Raw genomic sequence first — 22,181 nt, 5'->3', positions numbered from 1 at the left:
ATCGTTTCAATCGAAAGGGAACTTCAGTGAGCGAGAACGTCCTGTCCGGCCTTGCCGAGATCGTCGAAGAGGTCGCCGGCGTTGCCGCCGACGACGTCACCGCTGACAAGTCCTTCGTGGACGACCTCGACATCGACTCGCTGTCGATGGTCGAGATCGCCGTCCAGGCGGAGGACAAGTTCGGCGTGAAGATCCCGGACGACGAGCTGGCCAACCTCAAGACCGTTGGTGACGCGGTGAACTACATCACCAGCAACAAGTGACTTCGGGCATCGAGGTCGTCATCACCGGGCTGGGTGCCACCACCCCGCTCGGTGGTGATGTCACGTCCACCTGGGACGCCCTTCTGGCCGGCAAGAGCGGGGTTCGCCCCATGACCCACGACTGGGTCGAGAAGTACGACCTGCCGGTCAAGATCGCGTCGCAGCTCGTGGTGGACCCGACCGAGGTGCTCCCCCGAGTAGAGGCACGCCGCCTGGACCGCTCCGAGCAGGTCGCCATCGTCGCGTCCCGCCAGGCGTGGTCCGACGCGGGCCACGACGACGACACCGTCGACCGCCAGCGCCTCGCCGTGATCATCGGCACGGGCATCGGCGGCGCGATCACCCTGCTGACCCAGGACGACATCCTGGAACAGCACGGCCTGCGCAAGGTGTCGCCGCTGACCGTCCCGATGCTGATGCCGAACGGCCCGGCCGCGCACGTGGGCCTGGAACTGAAGGCACAGGCGGGCGTGCACGCCCCGGTCTCCGCCTGCGCGTCAGGCGCGGAGGCCATCGCGTGGGCCTACCGCATGATCATGTCCGGCGAAGCCGACGTGGTCGTCGCAGGCGGCGCGGAAGCGTGCATCACGGCCATCCCGGTGGCGGGCTTCTCGCAGGCCCGCACCATGAGCACCCGCAACGACGAGCCGGAGAAGGCCTCGCGCCCGTTCGACACGGGCCGCGACGGCTTCGTCCTCGGCGAGGGCGCGGGCATCATGGTCCTGGAACGCCGCGAGTTCGCGGAAGCCCGCGGCGCGAAGATCTACGGCCGCCTCGCAGGCATCGGCACCTCGGCCGACGGCTACCACATCACGGCCCCGGACCCCGAGGGCGTGGGCCAGTCACGCGCCATCGCCGCGGCCCTGCGCTCCGGCGGCATCGACCCGTCCGACGTGGGCCACGTGAACTGCCACGCCACCTCCACCCCGGTGGGCGACGTCGCGGAAACCGTGGCAATCCGCAAGGCGATCGGCGACCACCCGGTCCTGACCGCCCCGAAGGGCGCACTGGGCCACCTGCTGGGAGCAGCAGGAGCGGTCGAGGCAATCGTGACCGTCCTGTCCATCCGCGACGGCATCGTTCCCCAGACGCTCAACCTGGAGAACCTCGACCCGGCCGTCACGCTGGACGTGGTGGCAGGCGAACCACGCAAGATCAAGCTGGAAGCGGCGGTGAACGACTCGTTCGGGTTCGGCGGCCACAACGTGGCCCTGGCCTTCACCCCGGCCTAAGCACCACAGCACCACCACAAGGCCCTGGCCCGCACGCGGACCAGGGCCTTGTGCGTGCCCGCCAAGGATTCGAGCACGCTCTCGCAGGGGGCTCAACCGCGATGCCGCAGGCGAGCCGTCCTTACCGCGCGGCATGGGTGGGGTGGTCCCGTCACGAGTCGCACCTCAGCTCTTGCTGCATCTGGAGGGATGGGTCAAGCCGACACGCTCTTCGTCGGCTTGACCCATCCCTCCAGATGTGGCCCGCTCTGGTGCGGCTCGTGACGGGACCACCCCACCACCGCACCCTTCTAAGCAACGCAACTCCGCCCAAAGCAACAGGCGTGCCATCAACCTGCGCATGGCGCGGGCCGGTCTTTGATCAGATTGTGGGGGGTCTGGGGGGCGGAGTCCCCCAGGAAGCAGCCGCCACACAAGCACGCCACGCAACCACCTACGAACACCAAACCGCCGGACGCCAACGCACCAGGGAGACAACCCACCCAGCCGATGCGAACCGCCGAAGGCGAAGGCGGATCAGCACTTCTCCATCTGAGGGTTCCGGTTCTCCGGCGCCTCATCCACCTTCAACTCCCCACCCTCCCAAACCAGCACATAAACCACCCGCCACCGAATACACCCCTCAGGCAAGGCAGGCGGAGCCTTGGCAACGTCCTGAGTGGACACGAACGAGATCAACACCCGCAACCGCCGCCCCACCACATCCGACTCGACCCGCTGCACCACCATCCCGCCATCCCGGGTGGTCTCGTAGGCAGCGATCCATCCGGCCTCAGGCGTGGACGAAACCCGCCGGGCCGACACCACCTCACGCCACCCGGCGAAGTCCAGCGAGTTCAGCGAGTCGAAGTAGGCCTGCAGAACACGCTGCACGGCGGTCCGATCGGGATGTGTGAACGAGTCCGGGCTCAGCCGGACCTCCGAGGACCCAGGCAACGGCCCCACGACCGACGAGGACGGAACGGCCGGCGCTCCCTGGGCCTCCGCCGGGCGCGAGTACACGGTCCTGCCCACCATCCCGGCCGCCACCGCGGCGCCGGTGATCACGACCACGGCCGGCACCAGCCAGCGGCTTGCCACGCTCCCCACGCGCGCAAGCCTAGCCGCACGACACGCGAGCAGTGGAGGGCCGCTCACAAAACGTGGCCCGTTACATCGAAACACAAAATTTCACTCGAACGATTACATCACACCAGGATTTAGCGAGTTGGATGTAGCAAGACAATGTTTGCTACACAAGAGGCGAGTACCAATCTAATCCTACGAATGAGTGCCAATGGGGGACTCCGCACCGCCATTCGGCCGTATCAAACACGCAATAGCAGCCAATTATGGCTTCACCCGGAAAGAGCAGTCGACACAGCGCGTACACGACGTTCGCAACCACCTGACTATACATCGAGCTCCGCCTGGAATACCGCAGCTCAGAGGCACACAAGATCAGGAACGCCACAGTGCCGTTTAGCGAGACTACGACACAGCCTCGCCCAGGCACATTTGAGCAAACATCTCAACCGGGTGAGATGGGCCCAAACCTCATCACGGCAAGTCACATACGCGCCGGTAACCACCGGTCTTTCGGACACGAACGGGTTACCCATATGACTCGAACGGCGGATTCCCCATAGGCGCGAGATTGTGCGGGAATATGCGGCGTCAAAGAAAACGAAAACGAGTCAGGGAGGGGAATTCGGTGGACCTCAGATACGAGGCGTACTGCTTCGCCGATCGGCTGTTCTACGATCTGCAGAGCAGCACCGAAAGCACTCCCAAGGACGACTTTTCGACCGAACTCCCCGCGCTCCCACCTGACTGGACGACGGTTGAGCGCAACGTGTGGCGACACCACCACCCGTCCGGGGTGCAGCTTCCCAACCAAGGGTGGAAGATCCACGTTTCCGCCGGTCTCGACAACGCCGGCCAGGTACTGAAGGCCACTTTCGACTACTGCGTCGACCGGCGAATTCCCTTCAAGTACCTGCAGACGATCTCGATCGTGCTGGCCCGGAACTCGAAGTACGCGCCCCGGGACGGCAGCGGCAAGCTGATCACGATCTACCCGAAGGACACCGAGCAGCTCGAGACGATCTGCACCGAGCTGGCGCGGGTGCTCGACGGTGAGCACGGGGCCTACATCCTGAGCGACCTGCGCTTCGGCAAGGGGCCGCTGTACGTGCGCTACGGCGGGTTCGCCGAGCAGTGGCTCGAGGTCGACGGGCAGCAGGTGCTCGCGATCGCGGGGCCGGACGGCGAGCTCGTCGCGGACAGGCGCAAGCCGGTGTTCAGCCTCCCCGAGTGGATCGAGCTGCCCGCCTTCCTGAAGCCGCACCTGGCCGAGCGCAACGCCGGCGACCCCGGCAAGTTCCCGTACCAGATCAAGAGCTCACTGCACTTCTCCAACGGCGGTGGCGTCTACCTCGCGACGCGCAAGAGCGACGGCAGGGAGGTCGTGCTCAAGGAGGCGCGGCCGCACGCCGGGCTCGACCGCGAGGGTCGTGACGCCGTCGCGAGGCTGGAGCTCGAGCACGAGATCCTCACGAAGCTGCACGGTGTCGACGGAGTTCCCGAGGTGTACGACCGCTTCACGGAGTGGGAGCACCTGTTCGTGGCCATGGAGTTCATGCCGGGGCGTTCGCTCGGGCAGTGGCTCGGCCACAACTACCCGTTGACGCACCGGGACACCACCGGCGAGCTCCTCCGGAACTACCGCGTCAGGGCCGAAGCGCTCATCGCCAAGGTCGAGGACCTGGTGGCGCGGGTGCACGAACGCGGTGTCGTGTTCGGCGACCTGCACACGATGAACATCCTGGTCGGCGAGGACGACGAGGTCTCGCTCATCGACTTCGAGCTGTCGTCGACCATCGAGGACGTGCACCGGCCGACGCTCGGCGCGCCGGGGTTCCAGGCACCGAAGGACCGCGAGGGCTTCGACATCGACGCCTACCCGCTGGCCGCGCTCAAGCTGTGGATCTTCATGCCGCTCAACGCGGTGCTGGAGCTCGCGCCGGCCAAGCTGCGCCAGCACGTGCACGTCGTCGCGGAGCGGTTCGGCCTGAGCGAGGACTACCAGCGGCAGATCCTCGACGTGCTCACGCCGCGCGTCGACCCGCCGGCCGATCCCGCGTTCACCGCGTTCGACGACGAGCACCCGGACTGGACGGTCGTGCGCAAGGAGATCGCCACGGCGATCCTGCACAGCGCGACCCCGCACCGGAAAGACCGCCTGTTCCCCGGCGACATCGAGCAGTTCGAGACCGGGGGCGCGGGCTTCGGCCACGGCGCCGCGGGCGTGCTGCACGCACTCGCGCAGAGCGGCGAGGGCCGTTACCCCGAACACGAGGACTGGCTGATCAGGTCGGTGCGCACCGACCCGCCGAAGCAACCCGGCTTCTTCGTCGGCGCGCACGGCATCGCGCACGTGCTCGAGAACTTCGGCCACCACGACGTCGCCACCGAGCTCGTCGAGAGCTACGTCCCGCTCGTCCGCACCACAAAGGACCACGGGCTCAGCGCCGGTCTGTCCGGCATCGGCCTCAACCTGCTGCACTTCGCGGAGTCGCGTGACGACCAGAACTTCGCCGCACAGGCCGAGGAACTGGCCGGACGGCTCGCGAAGCAGCTGAAGCAGGCGCCACCGCCCGGTGACAAGGCGAAGGCCGGTCTGCTGCACGGCTGGTCGGGTCCCGCGTTGTTCTTCCTGCGCCTGTTCGAGCACACCGCGCAGCCGCGCTGGCTCGACCTGTCCGAACAGGCGCTCGAACGCGACCTGGCCGAGACGATGGTCGCGCTGGACGGATCGCTGCAGGTGCGCGACGGCACGTTCCGCAGCCTGCCGTACGTCGGCATCGGCGGTGCGGGAATCGCGTTGGTGCTCACGGAGTTCGCGAAGGTCGCACCGGAACGTCCCTGCGTGGCCAAGCTTCCCGAGCTGCTCGGCGGCTGCACCGGCGAGTTCGTCATCCAGCCCGCGTTCACGCTGGGCAGGGCGGGACTGATGGCCACGCTGGCGCACGCGACCCGGCACCGGCCGGACGAGCGCCTCGAACGGTCCGTGCAGCAGCACCTCAAGGCACTCGGCTGGCACGCGGTGCGCTACGGCGGAGGGCTCGCCTTCCCCGGTGTGCAGCTGCGCCGGCTCTCCATGGACCTCAACACCGGCGGCGCGGGCGTTCTGCTCGCCATCGCCTCCACAGTGGACGAACGTCCACCACTCCCCTTCCTCGGAAGGGCCCAGGCCCCGGTCCTCGTGGACCGGTAGCAAGAGATCCTCGAAACTAGGAGACAGTCATGGGCTTCATCCTCGACATGCAGGACCTCGAGACCCCCGAGGCACCGAGCAACGCGATGGCGTCGGGCCACGGCGGCGGTGGCGGCGGCGGCTCCACGACCGCGTCCAACGCGTCGCTGCTGCTCCCGTGCTCGCACAGCACCGTCAGCCTGCTCGCCTGCTGATCTGCGCCTCAACTGAAACACCGCGGTGAGTGAGCGGCATAGGCGAAGTATGCCGCTCACCCGCCGACTGCAGGGCCCGGCAGCCGGCCAGCTGTCGGGCCCTGCCTCATGATGCGCCCTCGTGACCCTCCGGAGGAACAGCCGATGGCCAAACCCGGTGACGCCCTGCTGTTCTCCGTCGTCCGCCGCGACCACCGCCCGTGGTTGCTGATGCTCAACGCCGCGGTCGCCACGACCGGTGGCCTGCTGCTCCCTGCCGCACTCGCCGACGCCGTCGACATGGCGCTGAGCGGCACGTTCGTACTGTTCACCGTGGGGTGGCTGCTTTTGCTGGCGGCGACCGAGATCATCGGTGACGCGATCGGCATCGTGCTCGCCGCGAGCACCACGAGCCGTGCCACGGCGTGGCTGCGCCGCAAGCTCTCCGGAAAGCTCCTCGACCTCGGTCACCCCTCCCCGTTCGCCGCCGGTGACGCGGTGAGCCGGGTGACGGGTGACTGCGGCAACGCGGGCGGCGTCGCGGTCACGCTGATCATGCTGGTCGTCACCGCCGTGTCCTCGGCGGGCGCCGTCGTCGCGCTGGCGTTGCTGGACTGGCGGCTCGCGGCGGTGTTCGTGGTGAGCGTCCCGCTGGCGGGCCTGCTGATCCGTACCCACATGCGCATGACCGCCGACGACGTGATGACCTACCAGGAAGTGTCCGGTGAGGTGTCCGCGCGGCTGCTCGACTCGGTGTCCGGTCTGCGCACGATCGCGTCCGCCGGCATCGCCGACCGCGAGACGGACCGCGTGCTGGAGCCACTCCCCCGGCTCGCCGCGGCCGGCGCCGGCATGTGGCGCACCCAGGCGAAGATGATGTGGCGGGCCGGGCTGTTGCTGCCCGCCGTCGAGGTCGCGGTGCTCACCGCCGCCGGTTTCGGTGTCATGGAAGGCAGGCTGAGCACCGGTGACGTGCTCGCCGCCCTCGGCTACTCGGCGCTCGGCATGGGCATCGTCGGCCAGATGACCCAGCTGACCGTCCTCGAACGGACCCGCGCGTCCGCCTCCAGGATCGCCGAGGTCCTCGACACCAAAGCACCGAGACGCCCTGTTCCCCAGCGCTCCAACGGCGTCATCGAACTGCGGGGCGTCAGCGTCGGTGAAGCCCTGCGCGACGTGGACCTGATGATCCCGGCCGGCACGTTCGCCGCGATCGTCGGCAGCTCCGGCGCGGGCAAGTCGACGCTGGCGGCGGTGCTCGGCGGACTGTCCGCTGTGGACGCGGGGGTGGTGGCCGGCCACGACTCGGTCGGGTACGCGTTCGAACGCCCCGCGTTGCTGGGCGCCACGATCGGCCGTTCGATCGGCTATGGAACGGACGCGGACGAGATCCAGGTCAGGGACGCGGCCGTCGCCGCCCAGGTGCACGACGTGCTGATCCGTCTCCCGCAGGGCTACGAGACGCCGGTCGCCGACGCCCCGCTGTCCGGCGGTGAGGCGCAACGGATCGGCCTCGCCCGCGCGATCATCAGGGATCCCGACGTGCTCGTGCTCGACGACGCCACCGCGAGTCTGGACACCGTGACCGAGGCCAAAGTGGACAAAGCGCTCACCACGGCGCTGCCCGGCCGGACCCGGGTCGTCGTGACGCACCGCCCGGCGACGGCCGCGAGAGCAGACCTCGTGGTGTGGCTGGAAGGCGGCCGCATCAGGGGCACCGGTACCCACCATGAGCTGTGGAACGACGAGGACTACCGAGCCGTGTTCACCGGAGGCGAGTGATGCGTTTCTACCTCTCGACGCTGGCGGGACATCGCAGAGGCGTGCTGATCCTGCTCGGCTGGTCCCTGCTCGAAGGCATTCCCGCGTTCTTCGGCGGCAGGTTCGTCGGCACCGCCGTCGACCAGGGCTTCGCGGCGGGGGACCCGCTGGCCGGCGTGCTGTGGCTGCTCGCGTTCGCCGCTCTCGCCGTGGTGGGCGCACTGGGGCAACGGCAGGTGTTCGCCCGGCTCGGCTCCGTCGTCGAACCGATGCGCGACGCCCTGGTCACACGGGTCGTGAACGGCGTGCTGAACGACCCGACGCACCGCCGCACACCGGACGCCAGCGCCGTCGCCATGATCACCCGGCACGTCGAGGTGGTCCGCGACGCCACCGCGGGCGTTCTGGTGCAGGCCCGTGCCCTTCTGGTCACGACGCTCGCCGCGCTCATCGGCGTCGCGACCACGGCCGCCGCGCTGATCTGGCTGGTCGTACTTCCGATCGTGGCCGCGTTGGTCCTCTTCGGCCTGATGCTCCCCTCGCTGGCCAAACGGCAACGCGACGCCGTGATGGCGGACGAACACACGGCGGAAGCGTCCGGTGCGGTGCTGACCGGCCTGCGTGACGTCGCCGCCTGCGACGCGTCCGCCGAGGCTTACGGGGACGTCGCGAAGCAGATCGACCTGCAGGCCAGGGCCACGATCACCGTCGCGTGGGCGAACTCGTTGCGCGCCACGGTGATCGCGCTGGGCGGCTTCGCGCCCATCGCCCTGCTGGTCGCGTTCGCTCCCCCGCTCGTCGCGTCCGGTCAGCTCACGACGGGTGCGGTCCTGGCGGCCGTCGTCTACCTGACCAACAGCGTGAATCCCGCGCTGCACGGCCTGGCCCGCACCACCAGCACGGTCGTGATGCGACTGATGGTCGCGCTCAAACGACTTCAGGAAGCGGCACCGCGCACCGACCGGGACGTGGGCACCGAGATCCCGTCCAACGGCGAGTTCGTGCTGAGGGACGTCACGTTCGGCTGGAGCCCGGACGCGGAACCGGTGGTGCGCGGCCTGTCGCTCGACCTGCGTCCCGGCGACCACCTGGCCGTGGTCGGCCCGTCCGGCATCGGCAAGTCCACAATGGCCAGTCTGCTCACCGGCCTGATGGCACCGGACAACGGCTCCGTCCTCTTCGGTGGCGCGCCCGTCGACCGGGTGACGCCGGCGGTCCGGCACCACGCGATCGCGCTGATTCCGCAAGAGACTTACCTGTTCACCGGCACTGTGCGGGAGAACCTCACGCTTCTCGCGCCGTGGGCGACCGACGAGGACCTCGTCGAGGCGGTGAAAAAGGTTGGCGCCAAACCACTTCTGGACAGGATCGGCGGGCTGGACGCGGCTCTCGGCCACGGCGGGGAAGGACTTTCCGCCGGTGAGGCGCAACTCCTGGCGCTCGCGCGGGTCTACGTCACGCCCGCGAGCGTCGTCATCCTCGACGAGGCGACCTCACATCTGGACCCCGCCGCCGAGGCCCGCGTCGAACGGGCTTTCGCGCGCCGGAACGGAATTCTCGTGGTGATCGCGCACCGGCTGAGCTCGGCGCTGCGAGCGAACCGGGTGCTGGTCATGGACGGCGGCAGGCCGTTGCTCGGCACCCACGAGCACCTGCTCAAGACGTCCGCGCTCTACGGGCAGCTCATGCTGGCCTGGGACCCCACGCACCGAGAAGAAACCCCGCTGCCCAAACGGTGAGCGGGGTCCACTCAGGACTCATCCGACGCGGTGCAGCCACGTCACCGGAGCGCCGTCGCCCGCGCGACGGAACGGTTCCAGCGCGTCGTCCCACGCGGCACCGAGCAGTTCGTCGACGCCGTGCGCGAAGGATTCACCGCCACGAGCACGCACCGCGAGTGAACGCAGCTGGTCCTCGTTGACGACGATGTCGCCGTTGGCCGAGGTTCTGGCGTGCCAGAGCCCCAGAACGGGCGCGAAGCAGAAACGCTCGCCGTCCTGACCTGAGGACGGTTCTTCGGTCACCTCGAACCGGAGCATGGGCCACGCGCGCAGCGCAGCCACGAGTTTGGCGCCGGTGCCGGCGTCTCCGGTCCATGCGCATTCGGCGCGCAACTGGCCTGGTGCCGCTGGTTGCGCTGCCCACCTGAGGTCTACCCGGACACCGAGGGTGCCCGAGATCGCCCACTCGACGTGCGGACAGACCGCAGACGGCGACGAGTGGACGTAAACCACGCCACTGGTGCTGCCACGGGTGCTCACTGCTGACCTCCGCTACTCGACGAGGGACGTCTTCCCCTACGCCTTTGCCGAGTGTGAGGTGATCACCGTGAAACCCGTTCGCTGCATTCTGCCTCGACTGGAGGCATGTCCGCCATAAGAACCAGCTCGATCATCACCCGACCGGGTCAGATACAGGTCTTAAGTCCCGATCTCCCGGCCGAGTGATGCCTGATCGTGATCTACAGAGCGTTTACCGCGGCAACCACGTCGACTAGACCCGTGCCCTTGTCGAACGACGAGGTGTAGGGGCCTGCCGGCTGGTAGCCGGTGCCGTACTTGTACGCCGTCGACTTCAGCGCCCGCTCGATGTCGGCGGGGGTCGCGGAGGGCTTGGCCTGGAACAGCTGTGCGACGATCCCGGCGATGTGCGGTGCCGCCATCGACGTGCCGCTGATCGTGTTGAACGTGCCGAGGTCGAGCAGTCCCGGCCCGTTCTGCGGCTTCAGGCCGGTCGCGCAGATCGGCAGGTAGAGCCGGCAGGACGAGGCGATGTTCTCGCCCGGCGCCGAGATGTCCGGCCACGTCGCGGAGTTCGCGGCGAGACCGCGCGACGAGAAGTCGGACAGTGCTCCGTCACGGGTACCGGTCTCCTGGTCGTTGTAGGAGGCCACCGAGATCACGCCGGGGGTCGGGTCGACACCGGGCGGGTTGGACAGGTTGGCTGAACCATCGCCGCCGTCGTTGCCGTTCGCCCACACCACGACGACGCCTTCGGCCACGAGCTGACGTTGCAGCTTGACAGTGACCGACCCAGGGTCGAACGCACCGCCGCCAGACGGACCATACGAGTTGTTGATCACCTTGATCGGCGGGCACGTCGCGGCGGGCACACCGGCGCCGCAGGGAGCCCGGTGGTTCTCCAGCACCCAGTTCAGCGCCGCGTCGGCGCCGAGGATGAGGATCGCCGCGCCGGTCGAGATCACGACGCCCTTCGCGCCCGGCGCCGCGCCGCGGATCACCGGTCCGCCGGTGGTCTGCACGTCACCGCCGATCGCGATGCCGGTGACGTGTGTGCCGTGGCCGCCCAGCGACGTGGTGTCGGTGTCGAGGAAGTTCGGCACCGGCACGATGCAGTTCGTCTGCGTCGAGCCGTCCAGGCACAGGCTCTTCAGGTTGCGCACGATCCGGCCGCCGAACGACGGGTGCGTCGGGTCGACACCCGAGTCGATCACGGCGACCGACACGCCCGCGCCGGTGAGCCCGAGGCTGTTGCGGGCGTCCAGGCCGCGGGTGGCGGTGTGCGAGGTCGAGCCGAGGAACCTGATCGGTTTCTGGACCTCGACGCGCGTCACGCCCGCCTTGGCCCTGGCGGAGGAGATCTGCGCGGAGTCGCCCCGCGCGGCTACAACGCCGATCTTGCGGAAGCTCGTGAGCTTCTGCAGACCGGCTGCCTCGACCGCCTGTTCCGCGGCGGCGATGTCGGCTCCGTGGACGTAGACCGTGGAGGCCGGTGCGGCCGTCGCGACAGGGGAAGCGACAGCCACCAGCAGTACGGCGAGCGATGCAGCGCGTTTGTACATGGACCCTCCGTGAAAATTTGGCAGGCAATCCCTCTAACGAGTGATCCACTTATCGGTGACGGGCATCACCGAATGACTCGATCGACTGCGTTTGGGCGACCCCGGACCGCTACGGTGTCCCCCCGTGCGGAAAGGTAGGGACTCGTGCGGCTGATCCGTCTGGGCGCTGAACCCTCGGCCATTGGGGCGGACGTCCGTGCCGCCCTCACGGCGTGGGGCGCGGGTACCGGAGTTCTGGGTGGTATCGCGCTGATCGGCGTCCAACCGCCGGACTGCCCCATGCCACTGGACGCGATCGTCGTGTTGCCCAAGGGCGTTCTCGTGATCGTCGGCGTCGACCTGCCCGATCCCGGGGTGAAACTCGAGGCACCGCTCGGCGGCCAGTGGAAGATCGACGGCTGGCCGCTCGTCGCCAAGGACGGCACGGCGAACCCGGCGACGGAGGCTGTGGCGGCGGCGACCGCGGTGGCGCAGCGGATCCAGGCGATGCGCGCGGAACCGCTCCCGGTCAGCACGGTCGTGGCGGTCGGCCCGTTCGTGGGCCAGGTCGTGCAGCCGACGGTCGACCTCAACCGCGGTGTGCGGGTGCTGCACCCCAAACCGTCCACTGTGCTCAGTGCGGCCCGCGAACTCGCGACGTCGACGGTGCCCTGCACGGCGGACCACGCGGCGAAGCTCTTCGCGATCCTGCAGAACACCGGCTCGCCGCCGGACGCGAGGGCGTTCATCGCGGAGGGCTTCAGCGACGCGGTCTCCCCCGACCTCGCGGCCGCCAGCACGATGCTGATCCCCAAGGCCCAGCTGCGGCAGGCGATCGGCCGCAAACGCTTGCCAGGCAAGCTGACCTGGCCCTACCTCACGGGAGCCGCGCTGCTCGCGCTGCTCCTCGTGGTGTGGCTCGTGGTGGCGTTGCCCGGCGACGACAAGCCGGCCGACGCGACGCCCGCGCCGACCTCGGCGCAGCCGACGACGATCGTCGTGGACGGCACGACGTTCGTGCCGAAGGAGATGAAGAAGGACCAGGAGTGCCAGGCGCACGCGTTCGGCGACGTGAAGGCGTGGCTGATCGCGAACGACTGCGGAGTGCTGCTGCGCGCCACGTACGAGACGACGCTGCAGGGCAAGCCGGTGACGGTGATGGTCGCGGACATGGACCTGTACGACGCTCCCAGCGCCAAGTCGTTGCACGCGGTCGTCGCGCTGCCGGGGTCCGGCGGCGTACACGGGCTGGACGGCAAGCCGCTGGAGAGCGCGGCGTTCGCGAACGGCACCAAGGGCAGCCACGTGACGCTGGCGTTCGCGGTGTGGTCCGGCGGTGCGGGCGACCCGTCGCTCGACCCGATCGCCAAGCAGGCGTTGCGGCTGCCCACCACCCGGTAGCAAGGTGGAGGGCATGGTCGGACAACTTCGTTCTGTCGTACTTGACTGCCCGAATCCCTCCGAGCTCGCGTCGTTCTACGAGAAGCTGCTCGGCGCCGAACGCCTTCCCGGCGACGACGAGACCTGGGTCGTGATCGTCGCGAACGGCACGCGGCTCGCGTTCCAGCTCGCGCCCGAGTACCAGCCGCCGACGTTCCCCGATCCGCACGGCTCGCAGCAGTTCCACCTCGACGTGCTGGTCGAGGACGTCGAGGAGGCCGAGCCGAAGGCGCTGGCCCTCGGCGCGAAGCTGGTGCAAAAGGACAACGACGACACGTTCAGGGTCTACTCGGACCCGGTGGGGCACACCTTCTGCCTCGTGTGGCTTTCTTGATCGAGGCCTAATGTGGGCGCCATGGACTTCGACGTCATCGTCATCGGTGGTGGCCCCGTAGGTGAGAACGTGGCCTGGCGGACGGCCGCCGGAGGCCTGTCCACCGCCATGATCGAGAAGGAACTGGTCGGCGGCGAGTGCTCGTACTGGGCGTGCATGCCTTCCAAGGCGTTGCTGCGACCCGGTCACGCGCTTGCGGCCGCCCGGCGTGTGCAGGGCGTGAACGCGGGTTCGCTGGACGCCAAGGAAGTGCTCGCGCGGCGCACGAGCTTCACCTCCGACTGGGACGACGCGGGCCAGGTCAAGTGGGCCGAGTCGGAGAACATCCACGTCATCCGCGGCGACGGTGAGGTCACCGGCGAGCGCGAGGTCACCGTGGGCGGAGAGGTCCACCGCGCCCGTCAGGCCGTCGTGGTGTGCGCCGGCAGCGTGCCGAAGATGCCGCCGCTGGAAGGCCTCGCCGGCACTCCGGTGTGGACTTCGCGCGAAGCCACGTCGGCGCGGGAGGTGCCGGAGTCGCTCGTCGTGCTCGGCGGCGGCGTCGTCGGTGTCGAGATGGCGCAGGCGTGGGCACGACTGGGTTCGCAGGTGAAGCTGGTGGTGTCCGGCGACCGGCCGCTGCCGAAGTTCGAGGAGTTCGTCGGCCCGCTGGTCGTGGAGGGCCTGCGGGAGGACGGCGTCGAGGTGCTGCTCAACGGGCGTGCCTCGTCGATCAAACCGGGTGAGCTGACGTTGCAGGACGGCCGGGTCGTGCGGGGCTCGGAGATCCTCGTCGCCACCGGGCGGGTGCCCGCGACCAAGGACGGCAAGCCGCTGAGCACCGACGACTCCGGCCTGGTGTCCGGCGTGGACGGACGCTGGCTGTACGCGGCCGGTGACGTCACCGGCCGGGCGTTGCTGACGCACCAGGGCAAGTACCAGGCGAGGGCGGCCGGCACGGCGATCCTGGAGCGTTCCCGCGGGTTCGAGCCGAAGCAGTGGTCGGCCGGGCAGGCCTGGGCGGACCACGTGGCGGTGCCGCAGGTCGTGTTCACCGACCCCGAGGTGGCGTTCGTCGGGCACACCGCGGCGCAGGCACGGGCGGCAGGGCGTGACGTCAGGGTCGTCGACCTGGACATCGCCGTCGCCGGGTCGTCGCTGCACGCGGACGGATACAAGGGCAAGACGCGGATGGTCGTGGACGAGCGCACGCGGACGCTGGTCGGCGTCACGTTCGTCGGTCAGGACGTCGCCGAACTGCTGCACTCGGCAACCGTCGCGATCGTCGGAGAGGTCACCGTGGACCGGTTGTGGCACGCGGTGCCCTCGTACCCGACGATCAGCGAGGTCTGGCTGCGGCTGCTCGAGTCCTACGGGCTTTGAACCGGATCCTGAGGTCGTTCCAGCACGGATCCGAGCATGCCGGCGAGCAGCTCGTTCGCCGTGCCGACCACGAACGCGCGGTCGTCCTCGCCGACTCGTTCGGCGAGCTTGAACAGCGCGTCCGCGGTCTGCACGGCGATCCGGAACGTCAGCATCACCGGGGCGTCGCCGTGGGCGCCGAACCGGTTGACGAACATCTCGGCCAGCCGTTCGGCCATCAGTTCGTACTGGTCGACGCTGGAGTCGAGGCGGTGGCTGTCCAGCATGTCGCTGAACCGCACCCGCCCGAAGCCGGGCACCTCGTGCAGCATCCGCAGGTACACCGCGACGACCTGCGTCATGGCCTCGCGCCACGTGTCCGCGATCAGATCCGCGGTGAACAACTCCTCCACCTCGCGGAGATAGGTCTCCATACCGCGAAGTGCCAGCGTGTGCACAACGGATCTTTTGTCGGGAAAGTACTGATAGAAGGAACCAATGGGCACTCCGGCCACATCGACGATGCGAGCCGTGGTGATGTCGTCGTAGTCGTATTCGTTCAGCAGGCCCGCGCAAGCGTCCAGGATCGCGGAAACGGTTGCCGCGCCACGCTGTTGCACAGGCTGCCGACGCATCACCCTGGCTAACCTGCCTTTTGCCGGATCTTCATGCACGCCGACATCTTTATCCATAAGAGCGCTTGAGCCCAAGCACAGGTTCCGACAGGTTTCAGCCTGGGTCTCCACGGCGTTTGCGGTGAACCACCCAGCCGAAGTCCACAAGGCAGACGACGGCGAGTAGTAAAAGCAGGACGCCGAGCCAGACGATGTCGGCTCGCAGCGCCAGCCACCCGGCCACCGAGTTGAAGACGAGGCCGAATCCGGCCAGCCACAACCGCAGGGTCAGCGCACTGCGCGGAGGCGCGGGGGGAGGCAGGTAGTCGCTCACCTCATCCGGTTTCCCGCAGCAGCCGCGTCTCAACCGGCCTGAGCCGCCGCGGCGGTTTCGTCACGTAGGGGCGAACGAGACGCGTCAGGGCCAGGCCAGGAGCGATCAGCGGGACCACGGCGGTCAGCACGGCGGCGGTGATGCCGGCCCGCACGACGTCCGCGGGCATGACGGCCACGCGGTCGACGACGAACGCGCGCCGCCCGGTGATCGACACGGCCGCCAGGACGAGCAAAAACACGACCATGCTGAGGATCGCCCGCTGCACCGCCTGCTCGTACCCTGCGGCTTCTCCCGCGACCAGCACCGCGAACCATCCGGCAAGAGCGGCCAGCTGACCTCGTTCGGTGGTGGCCGCCCAGCTCAGGCCGCCCAGCGTGGCGAGCCAGACGAGGACGCCGGCACGTTGCTGAGCCCATAGGGATGCCGAATCGAGGGGGATGCCGGTCCAGGCCAGCAGGCCGAGCGGACTGGGGGGATCGTCGGCGAGCTGGCCGAGCACCCAGGCCAGGGTCCACGCGGACAGAGGCACGGCCAGGACGAGTTGCCACCGGGGCCGGCGCACCACGCACTGGGCGAGCCGGACGATCTCCGCACGCGTCATACCCCCACCTTGCCGCCCCCAGGTGGTTTGCGGAGAAACGTCACCCCAACGCTCACCCTGTCGGACCTCGTCCGGGCACGTTCATCACGCAGCGCAATCCACGATCGGGGGACAGATCTTTCCTAGACTGAGGGACATGAGCATTGATCAGCTTCTGCGTCTTCCCAGCTACCTGATGCTCGGGCTGGTGCGCGAAGCTCGCCGGATCGGACGCTCGGACCTGCGTGGGCCTCACCTGACCGTGCTCGCCTACCTGTCCGAGCAGGAGGCGGTGGCGCAGAAGCGGATCAGCGACCGGGTGCGGATGGATCCGAGCGACCTCGTGTCGGTGCTCGACGACCTGGAGGAGCTCGGGTTCGCGCAGCGCAGACGCGACGAGAGGGACCGGCGCCGGTTCACCGTGTCGATCACCGACGGAGGCAGACGGGCGCTGCGCGAGCGTCTCGAAGCGGCTCGAGCACATGAGGAAGAGCTGCTGGCGCCGTTGACTCCGCACGAGCGCGATACCTTGGCCACACTGCTACGTAAGGCGTACCTGCACCACGCCGATATGCGTGTAGATTAGACAGTCTGCGCTCAGCGACCCAGCGCGGGCAGGACAGTGCGAATCGGAATACAAGCCGACACCGCATGATATCGAGAAATGAGGCAAGTTGTCAAGCCCCTCCGATGACCTCCGGCTCGCCGAAATGGAGCCGGAGCAGGAATACGTGGCCATGTTGTACGGCCGGCTCGACGACCTCCGTGAACAGACGTCGAAACGACTTGCACAATCGTTGCGACAAACCGGCGGCACGCACCAGATGCGGTCCGAGCGCGACACGTCCGTCGCGATGTACACAGATCAATTGGCCCAGTACAGCGCGGTCGAGAACGGCCTCGCGTTCGGCCGGCTCGATTTCCACAACGAAGACCGCTTCTACATCGGCCGAATCGGTCTGTTCGACGAGGACAAGGAATACGAGCCGCTGCTGATGGACTGGCGGGCGCCCGCCGCCAGGCCGTTCTATCTCGCCACCGCCGCCAACCCCGACGGCGTGCGCCGGCGCAGGCACCTGCGGACCCGCTCGCGCAAGGTGATCGGCCTCGACGACGAGGTGCTCGACATCAACTCCGTCGACGCGACCCGCAGCGAGTCGCTGACCGGCGAGGCGACGCTGCTCGCCGCGCTGAACGAGTCGCGCACCGGCCAGATGAGCGACATCGTCGCGACGATCCAGGCCGAGCAGGACAAGATCATCCGGTCCGAGCTCAACGGCGTCGTCGTCGTGCAGGGCGGGCCCGGTACCGGCAAGACCGCGGTGGCCCTGCACCGAGCCGCGTACCTGCTGTACACGCACCGTCGGCAGCTCGCGAAGCGCGGTGTGCTCGTGGTCGGCCCGAACTCGACGTTCCTGCGGTACATCAGCCAGGTCCTCCCCTCCCTGGGCGAGACGGGCGTGCTGCTGTCCACGGTCGGCGAGCTGTACCCCAACCTCAACGCCACCGGGCGCGAGTCGGCCGCGGCGGCAGCGGTCAAGGGCCGCATCGAGATGGCCGACGTGATCGCCGCGGCCGTGCGGGATCGCCAGGAGGCGCCGCCGTCCGTCGAGATCCGCTTCGACAACGACGTGCTGCGCCTGGACCGGCGTGCGATCTCCGAGGCACGGGGCAGGGCGCGCCGCACCCGCCGCGCGCACAACGAGGCGCGCCGCACGTTCGCCCGCGAGATCGTCTCGATGTTGTCGAGCATGGTCGCCAACCGCCTCGGCGGGCACCTGCTCGACAAGACGGACATGGACGACATCCGCCGGGAGCTGCGCGAGTCCGACGAGGTCCAGGCGGCGATCTCGTCGCTGTGGCCGGTGCTGACGCCGTTCTCGCTGCTCTCGGAGCTCTACCGGAACCCGAAGCGCCGCAACCGGGCGATGACGAAGTTCACCCGCGAGGAGCGCGACCTGCTGCAGCGTTCCACCGACGACTGGACGCCGGCGGACGTGCCGTTGCTGGACGAGGCCGCCGAACTGCTCGGCGAGGACGACACGGAGGCCAAGGCCCGCGCCGATCGCCAGCGCCGCCAGGCCATCGAGTACGCCCAGGGAGTTCTCGACATCCTCGACCTGGAGGACGACGCGGACCCCGACATCCTGATGGCCTCGGACCTGATGGACGCGTACCGCCTGGCCGAGCGCCACGGCGTCGACCGCTACGAGACCGCCGCGGAACGCGCCGCGGCCGACCGCACCTGGACGTTCGGCCATGTCATCGTGGACGAGGCCCAGGAGCTGTCGGCGATGGCGTGGCGCACGTTGATGCGCCGCTGCCCCAGCAAGTCCATGACGGTCGTCGGCGACATCGCGCAGACCGGTGACATCGGCGGTGCGACCTCGTGGGGTTCCGTCCTGTCGCCGTACGTGCAGAACCGTTGGCGTCTAACGGAACTGTCGGTCAACTACCGCACGCCGGCCGAGATCATGGAGGTGGCCGCGGACGTGCTCGCCTCCGTCGACGTCTCCTTGGTGCCGCCGACGTCGGTGCGGGAGACCGGCGTGGCACCTTGGGTCTCCACCGTGTCGTCGTTCTCGTCCGAAGTGCCCGCGCTGATCGCACGCGAGGTCGCCGCGGTCGGCGACGGCAAGATCGCCGTGATCGTGCCGGCCGCGCTGCTGCCGACGGTGGGGTCGTCGATCTCCGCCGCGGTGCCGGGTTCGTCCGTGGGCAACGAGCTGGAGGAGGCCCAGGTCGTGGTGCTCGGCGTGACCGACGCGAAGGGCCTGGAGTTCGACTCGGTGGTCGTGGTCGACCCGGACGGCATCCTCGCGGAGTCGCCACGCGGCGCGTCGGACCTGTACGTCGCGCTGACCCGTGCCACGCAACGACTCGGCGTCGTGCACACCGGAACGCTGCCCGATGTGCTGTCCCGGCTGAAGGACGTTTCGTAGATCGAGTGGAAGCCTGGGTGGCGTCAGCGACCAGAACGCCCCCAGGCTTGCCGCGGCGAGGTCAGTGCGCCAGAGCAAGACCGACCGCCGCCGCGCCGGCCCCGAGCACGACGCTGACGACGACGTTCAGCAAGGCTGAGCGGTACTTCTCCGCTTCCAGCAGCTTCACCGTCTCGTAGCTGAACGTCGAGTACGTCGTGAGCCCACCGCAGAAGCCGACGCCCAGCAGCGGCATCCAGGACGTGCCGACGACAAACCCGATCAGCAGGCACCCGGCGACGTTCACCACCAAAGTGCCGAACGGGAAGTCCAACGAGTGCCGCGACTGCACGAACCGATCCAGCAGATAGCGAGTCGGCGCACCGAGAGCAGCACCGAGGAACACCGCGAGCACGGTCACCGAGTCACCCGCAACCCGAGAAACGCCGCCACCACAGCACAAACCGGCGTAGCCAGCAGCGCCCAAGACCACGACACCGCATACGACGAGAACGTCGTGAACCCGCCGAGCATCCCCACGCCGAAGAACGCACGCACCAACGGCCGAGGTACCAACCCCATCAACACCCCGATGAGGAACGACCCCAGCACGTTGATGACAAAGAGCCCCCACGCGCCCGGCACCAGAACCGACAGGCCGTAGCGCGCCACGCCCCCAAGCCCGCCGCCGAGCGACACCAGCGCGACGAACCGGAGACCAGGGTCAGCTCGTGGGCTCGGCAAGGTGCTCCACCAAGTGGTCCAGGGCCTTCAACGCGCGCACGACATCCTCGCGTTCGGACGACTCCAGCTTGCCCAGTGCGGCGCCGATCCGCTTCTCGTGTTCGCGCTGCCAGACGAGCAGCTGTTCGTGTCCACGAGGTGAGACGGATAGCCGCGCTACCCGTCTGTCCTTGGGATCTCCGCCGCGGACGACGAGGCCCGAGTCGATCAGTTGGGACACCAGGCCGGACACCGTGTTGGGAGCGAGACGCAGCGCGGCGGCGAGGTCGCCGACCTTCATCGGCGGGCGCTCGGCGAGGGTCTGCAGCAGTTCTACCTGCGCCATCGGCAGGGATTCCCACGGCCAGTCGGCCCGGATGCTCGTCCGCAACGCCCGGCGCAGGCGAGTGACGACGTCGGTGAGCGTGCGGGCTTCGTCTGACATGCGGAAATAGTACTGAACCTCGGGCAATAGCTCTGTGTCAGATATAATCGGTTCACGATGAACTGGTTCGTCACGGAGTCACCCCGACCGGCGTGGATCGCGCGCCGGTCCTACGCGCCTTGGCTGGTCATCGCGACGGTCTGCTTCGGCGCGTTCATGGGGCAGCTGGACGCCTCGATCGTCACGCTGGCGTTCCCCGCGATGAGCGCGCACTTCCACGCCGATCCGGAGTGGATCTCGCTCAGTTACCTGATCACGCTCGTGGCGTTGCTCGTCCCAATGGGCAGGATCGCGGACCGGGTCGGGCGCAAGATCGTCTACATCTACGGCTTCGCGTTGTTCACCGGGGCGTCCGTCGCGTGCGTGTACGCGCCCGGGTTCGACGCGCTCATCGCGGCACGGGTCGTTCAGGCCGTGGGGGCGGCGATGTTGCAGGCGAACAGCGTCGCGCTGGTCACCACTGCGGTTGCGCCGGGGCAACGGCGCAAGGCGCTCGGCGTTCAGGCCGCGGCGCAGGCGGCCGGGCTGGCGGCGGGGCCGTTGCTCGGCGGCTACCTCACCGAGAACTTCGGGTGGCAGGCCGTGTTCGCGATCAACGTGCCGATCGGCGTCGTGGCCATGATCGCGGGCCACTACCTGCTCCCCCGCACGAAGACCGCGCGGGACAAGGGAAAGCCGACGTGGCAGGTGGTGCCCGGACTGCTTGGCGTTCTGCTCACCTACGCCGCGTTGTTCGTGCCGATGACGTTGCTGCCGTTCACGATGAAACAACCCTTGGCACATATAGGACTCACGGTCGCCGCGCTGCCGCTCGGGTTCGCGATCGCGGCGACGCTGCTGAGCAGGCCCGGCATCAGGGTCGGGGCGCTGATCGCGGCCATCGCGCTGGTTCTGCCGGTGCCGCAGGTGGTTCAGCTCATCGTCGCGGGCATCGGGCTGGGGATCATCGCGCCGGCCTGCACGAAACGTGTCATGGGTGCGCTGCCGGAAGGCTCGGCCGGGGTCGGGAGCGGGCTGGTCAACGTCGCGCGAGGGCTCGGTACGGCGCTGGGCGTCGCCGTGGCGACGCTGCTGATTAACACTTTCCAGTGGTAGCAGCGGTTCTGCTGCACCAATCGCCCCAGGCCCCTGCCACATCCGGGTGGCGTCTCAGTAGCCTGGCCCCATGGCTGAACTGGTGAGCTGGGTTCCGGAAGGCGTCGACACGGGCAAGCCGAGCGCCGCGCGTCTCTACGACTACCTGCTCGGGGGAGGGCACAACTTCGCGGCTGATCGGGCGCTCGCCGAGAAGTTCCTGCAGGCACAGCCGAACGCCCGCACGATCGCGCGGCTGAACAGGGCGTTCCTGCGCCGGGCAGTGTTGTTCATGATCGAGCACGGCATCCGCCAGTTCCTCGACCTCGGTTCCGGCATCCCGACGGTCGGCAACGTGCACGAGATCGCGCAGAAGGCCGACCCGGAGGCCCACGTCGTCTACGTGGACTTCGAGGAGGTCGCGGTCGCGCACAGCCAGCTCATCCTGGAGCACGACCCGCGCGCGACGATCATCCAGGAGGACATGACCAGGCCCGCCGCGGTGCTGCAGGCTGCGCGGAACACTGGTCTCCTCGACTTCTCGCAGCCCGTCGGCGTGCTCACGGCCGGCGTCTTCCACTTCGTGCCGCCGCAGGCCGACCCGAACGCGATCGTGGCGACGTACCGCGACGCCGTGCCCGCGGGCAGCTACCTCGCGGTCTCGCAGTTCACCCAGGACCTGCAGCCCGAGGAGATGGCGGGTGTGGTCGAGGTCATGAAGAAGAGCCAGAACCCGATGTACCCGCGCACGAAGAGCGAGATCGAGGGGCTCTTCAGCGGGTTCGAACTGGTGGAGCCCGGCATCGTGCCCACGCCGTTGTGGCGGCCCGAGGGCACGAACACCGACGATCCGGACAAGGCGGGCATCTACGCCGCGGTGGGCCGCAAAGGTTGACGGGCCTGT

Annotated in this window: 22 protein-coding genes; 13 read left to right on the top strand and 9 right to left on the bottom strand. The window is 68.6% G+C overall.

What is annotated here, in order from left to right:
- Nucleotides 1–26 precede the first annotated feature (26 nt).
- Both IG04_RS0100700 and fabF read left to right on the top strand, forming a co-directional pair.
- Nucleotides 27–263 (top strand): acyl carrier protein, encoded by a 237-nt coding sequence (locus IG04_RS0100700; RefSeq protein WP_030474507.1) that lies wholly within the window; start codon nt 27–29, stop codon nt 261–263.
- Nucleotides 260–1,495: a beta-ketoacyl-ACP synthase II gene (gene fabF, locus IG04_RS0100695; protein WP_030474506.1), complete on the top strand. Its 1,236-nt coding sequence runs from the start codon at nt 260–262 to the stop codon at nt 1,493–1,495. Before IG04_RS0100700 ends, fabF begins: the two co-directional genes overlap by 4 nt.
- 516 nt (nt 1,496–2,011) lie before the next feature.
- Here fabF and IG04_RS0100690 read toward each other — a convergent pair.
- Entirely contained in the window at nt 2,012–2,584 is a 573-nt protein-coding gene (locus IG04_RS0100690; protein WP_063758190.1) for a hypothetical protein, read from the bottom strand.
- Between the two features lie 604 nt (nt 2,585–3,188).
- On the opposite strand from IG04_RS0100690, the gene lanKC reads away from it, so the two are divergent.
- From lanKC to IG04_RS0100670, 4 genes are all read left to right on the top strand, one after another.
- Nucleotides 3,189–5,753, top strand: coding sequence for a class III lanthionine synthetase LanKC (lanKC, locus tag IG04_RS0100685; RefSeq protein WP_030474504.1), 2,565 nt, complete (start codon nt 3,189–3,191; stop codon nt 5,751–5,753).
- Between the two features lie 29 nt (nt 5,754–5,782).
- Nucleotides 5,783–5,947 (top strand): SapB/AmfS family lanthipeptide, encoded by a 165-nt coding sequence (locus tag IG04_RS46175; RefSeq protein ID WP_090058697.1) that lies wholly within the window; start codon nt 5,783–5,785, stop codon nt 5,945–5,947.
- Between the two features lie 144 nt (nt 5,948–6,091).
- A complete protein-coding gene (locus tag IG04_RS0100675) occupies nt 6,092–7,708 on the top strand; it encodes an ABC transporter ATP-binding protein (protein WP_030474503.1) in 1,617 nt (538 codons plus the stop codon).
- The gene (locus IG04_RS0100670) at nt 7,708–9,426 is read left to right on the top strand and encodes an ABC transporter ATP-binding protein (protein WP_051768582.1); all 1,719 of its coding nucleotides are present in this window, start codon (nt 7,708–7,710) and stop codon (nt 9,424–9,426) included. Before IG04_RS0100675 ends, IG04_RS0100670 begins: the two co-directional genes overlap by 1 nt.
- Before the next feature lie 18 nt (nt 9,427–9,444).
- Here IG04_RS0100670 and IG04_RS0100665 read toward each other — a convergent pair whose 3' ends face one another.
- Together IG04_RS0100665 and IG04_RS0100660 are read right to left on the bottom strand one after the other, a co-directional pair.
- Nucleotides 9,445–9,948 (bottom strand): DUF3145 domain-containing protein, encoded by a 504-nt coding sequence (locus IG04_RS0100665; protein ID WP_030474501.1) that lies wholly within the window; start codon nt 9,946–9,948, stop codon nt 9,445–9,447.
- Nucleotides 9,949–10,148: 200 nt separating this feature from the next.
- Nucleotides 10,149–11,489, bottom strand: a complete 1,341-nt coding sequence (locus IG04_RS0100660) for a S8 family serine peptidase (RefSeq protein ID WP_030474500.1) — start codon at nt 11,487–11,489, stop codon at nt 10,149–10,151.
- A 144-nt stretch (nt 11,490–11,633) separates the two neighbouring features.
- Between IG04_RS0100660 and IG04_RS0100655 the strand changes: the two genes are divergently transcribed.
- Genes IG04_RS0100655 through IG04_RS0100645 form a run of 3 tightly spaced genes read left to right on the top strand, consistent with a single transcriptional unit; the run spans nt 11,634 to nt 14,604 of the window.
- Nucleotides 11,634–12,869, top strand: coding sequence for a hypothetical protein (locus tag IG04_RS0100655; protein WP_030474499.1), 1,236 nt, complete (start codon nt 11,634–11,636; stop codon nt 12,867–12,869).
- Nucleotides 12,870–12,882: 13 nt separating this feature from the next.
- A complete protein-coding gene (locus IG04_RS0100650; RefSeq protein WP_030474498.1) occupies nt 12,883–13,242 on the top strand; it encodes a VOC family protein in 360 nt (119 codons plus the stop codon).
- 21 nt (nt 13,243–13,263) lie between these two features.
- Nucleotides 13,264–14,604: a dihydrolipoyl dehydrogenase family protein gene (locus IG04_RS0100645; protein ID WP_030474497.1), complete on the top strand. Its 1,341-nt coding sequence runs from the start codon at nt 13,264–13,266 to the stop codon at nt 14,602–14,604.
- On the opposite strand, the gene IG04_RS0100640 is transcribed toward IG04_RS0100645, so the two are convergent.
- The 3 genes from IG04_RS0100640 to IG04_RS0100630 form a co-directional block, all read right to left on the bottom strand.
- Nucleotides 14,592–15,218, bottom strand: coding sequence for a TetR/AcrR family transcriptional regulator (locus IG04_RS0100640; protein ID WP_036013164.1), 627 nt, complete (start codon nt 15,216–15,218; stop codon nt 14,592–14,594). The genes IG04_RS0100645 and IG04_RS0100640 overlap by 13 nt on opposite strands.
- A gap of 94 nt (nt 15,219–15,312) precedes the next feature.
- Nucleotides 15,313–15,531, bottom strand: coding sequence for a DUF6343 family protein (locus IG04_RS0100635; protein ID WP_144065487.1), 219 nt, complete (start codon nt 15,529–15,531; stop codon nt 15,313–15,315).
- Nucleotide 15,532: 1 nt separating this feature from the next.
- Complete coding sequence (locus IG04_RS0100630; RefSeq protein WP_063758189.1) at nt 15,533–16,135, bottom strand: hypothetical protein; 603 nt, start codon at nt 16,133–16,135, stop codon at nt 15,533–15,535.
- Nucleotides 16,136–16,271: 136 nt separating this feature from the next.
- Between IG04_RS0100630 and IG04_RS47055 the strand changes: the two genes are divergently transcribed.
- Complete coding sequence (locus tag IG04_RS47055; protein WP_030474493.1) at nt 16,272–16,700, top strand: MarR family winged helix-turn-helix transcriptional regulator; 429 nt, start codon at nt 16,272–16,274, stop codon at nt 16,698–16,700.
- 88 nt (nt 16,701–16,788) lie between these two features.
- Nucleotides 16,789–19,056: a HelD family protein gene (locus IG04_RS0100620; protein ID WP_030474492.1), complete on the top strand. Its 2,268-nt coding sequence runs from the start codon at nt 16,789–16,791 to the stop codon at nt 19,054–19,056.
- A 61-nt stretch (nt 19,057–19,117) separates the two neighbouring features.
- Here IG04_RS0100620 and crcB read toward each other — a convergent pair whose 3' ends face one another.
- From crcB to IG04_RS0100605, 3 genes are read right to left on the bottom strand one after another with little or no spacing between them, the layout of a single operon-like run.
- Nucleotides 19,118–19,456: a fluoride efflux transporter CrcB gene (gene crcB / locus IG04_RS0100615; RefSeq protein WP_030474491.1), complete on the bottom strand. Its 339-nt coding sequence runs from the start codon at nt 19,454–19,456 to the stop codon at nt 19,118–19,120.
- The gene (locus IG04_RS0100610; RefSeq protein ID WP_051768581.1) at nt 19,453–19,734 is read right to left on the bottom strand and encodes a fluoride efflux transporter FluC; all 282 of its coding nucleotides are present in this window, start codon (nt 19,732–19,734) and stop codon (nt 19,453–19,455) included. Before IG04_RS0100610 ends, crcB begins: the two co-directional genes overlap by 4 nt.
- 25 nt (nt 19,735–19,759) lie before the next feature.
- Entirely contained in the window at nt 19,760–20,203 is a 444-nt protein-coding gene (locus IG04_RS0100605) for a MarR family winged helix-turn-helix transcriptional regulator (RefSeq protein WP_036013162.1), read from the bottom strand.
- Nucleotides 20,204–20,260: 57 nt separating this feature from the next.
- Between IG04_RS0100605 and IG04_RS0100600 the strand changes: the two genes are divergently transcribed.
- Together IG04_RS0100600 and IG04_RS0100595 are read left to right on the top strand one after the other, a co-directional pair.
- Complete coding sequence (locus IG04_RS0100600; RefSeq protein WP_051768579.1) at nt 20,261–21,298, top strand: MFS transporter; 1,038 nt, start codon at nt 20,261–20,263, stop codon at nt 21,296–21,298.
- Nucleotides 21,299–21,368: 70 nt separating this feature from the next.
- Complete coding sequence (locus IG04_RS0100595) at nt 21,369–22,172, top strand: SAM-dependent methyltransferase (protein ID WP_030474487.1); 804 nt, start codon at nt 21,369–21,371, stop codon at nt 22,170–22,172.
- Nucleotides 22,173–22,181: the final 9 nt, after the last annotated feature.

This window comes from Lentzea albidocapillata (assembly GCF_000719115.1).
In the GTDB taxonomy this organism is placed as follows: Bacteria; Actinomycetota; Actinomycetes; order Mycobacteriales; family Pseudonocardiaceae; genus Lentzea; species Lentzea albidocapillata.
This window is presented reverse-complemented; position numbering and strand designations above follow the sequence as displayed.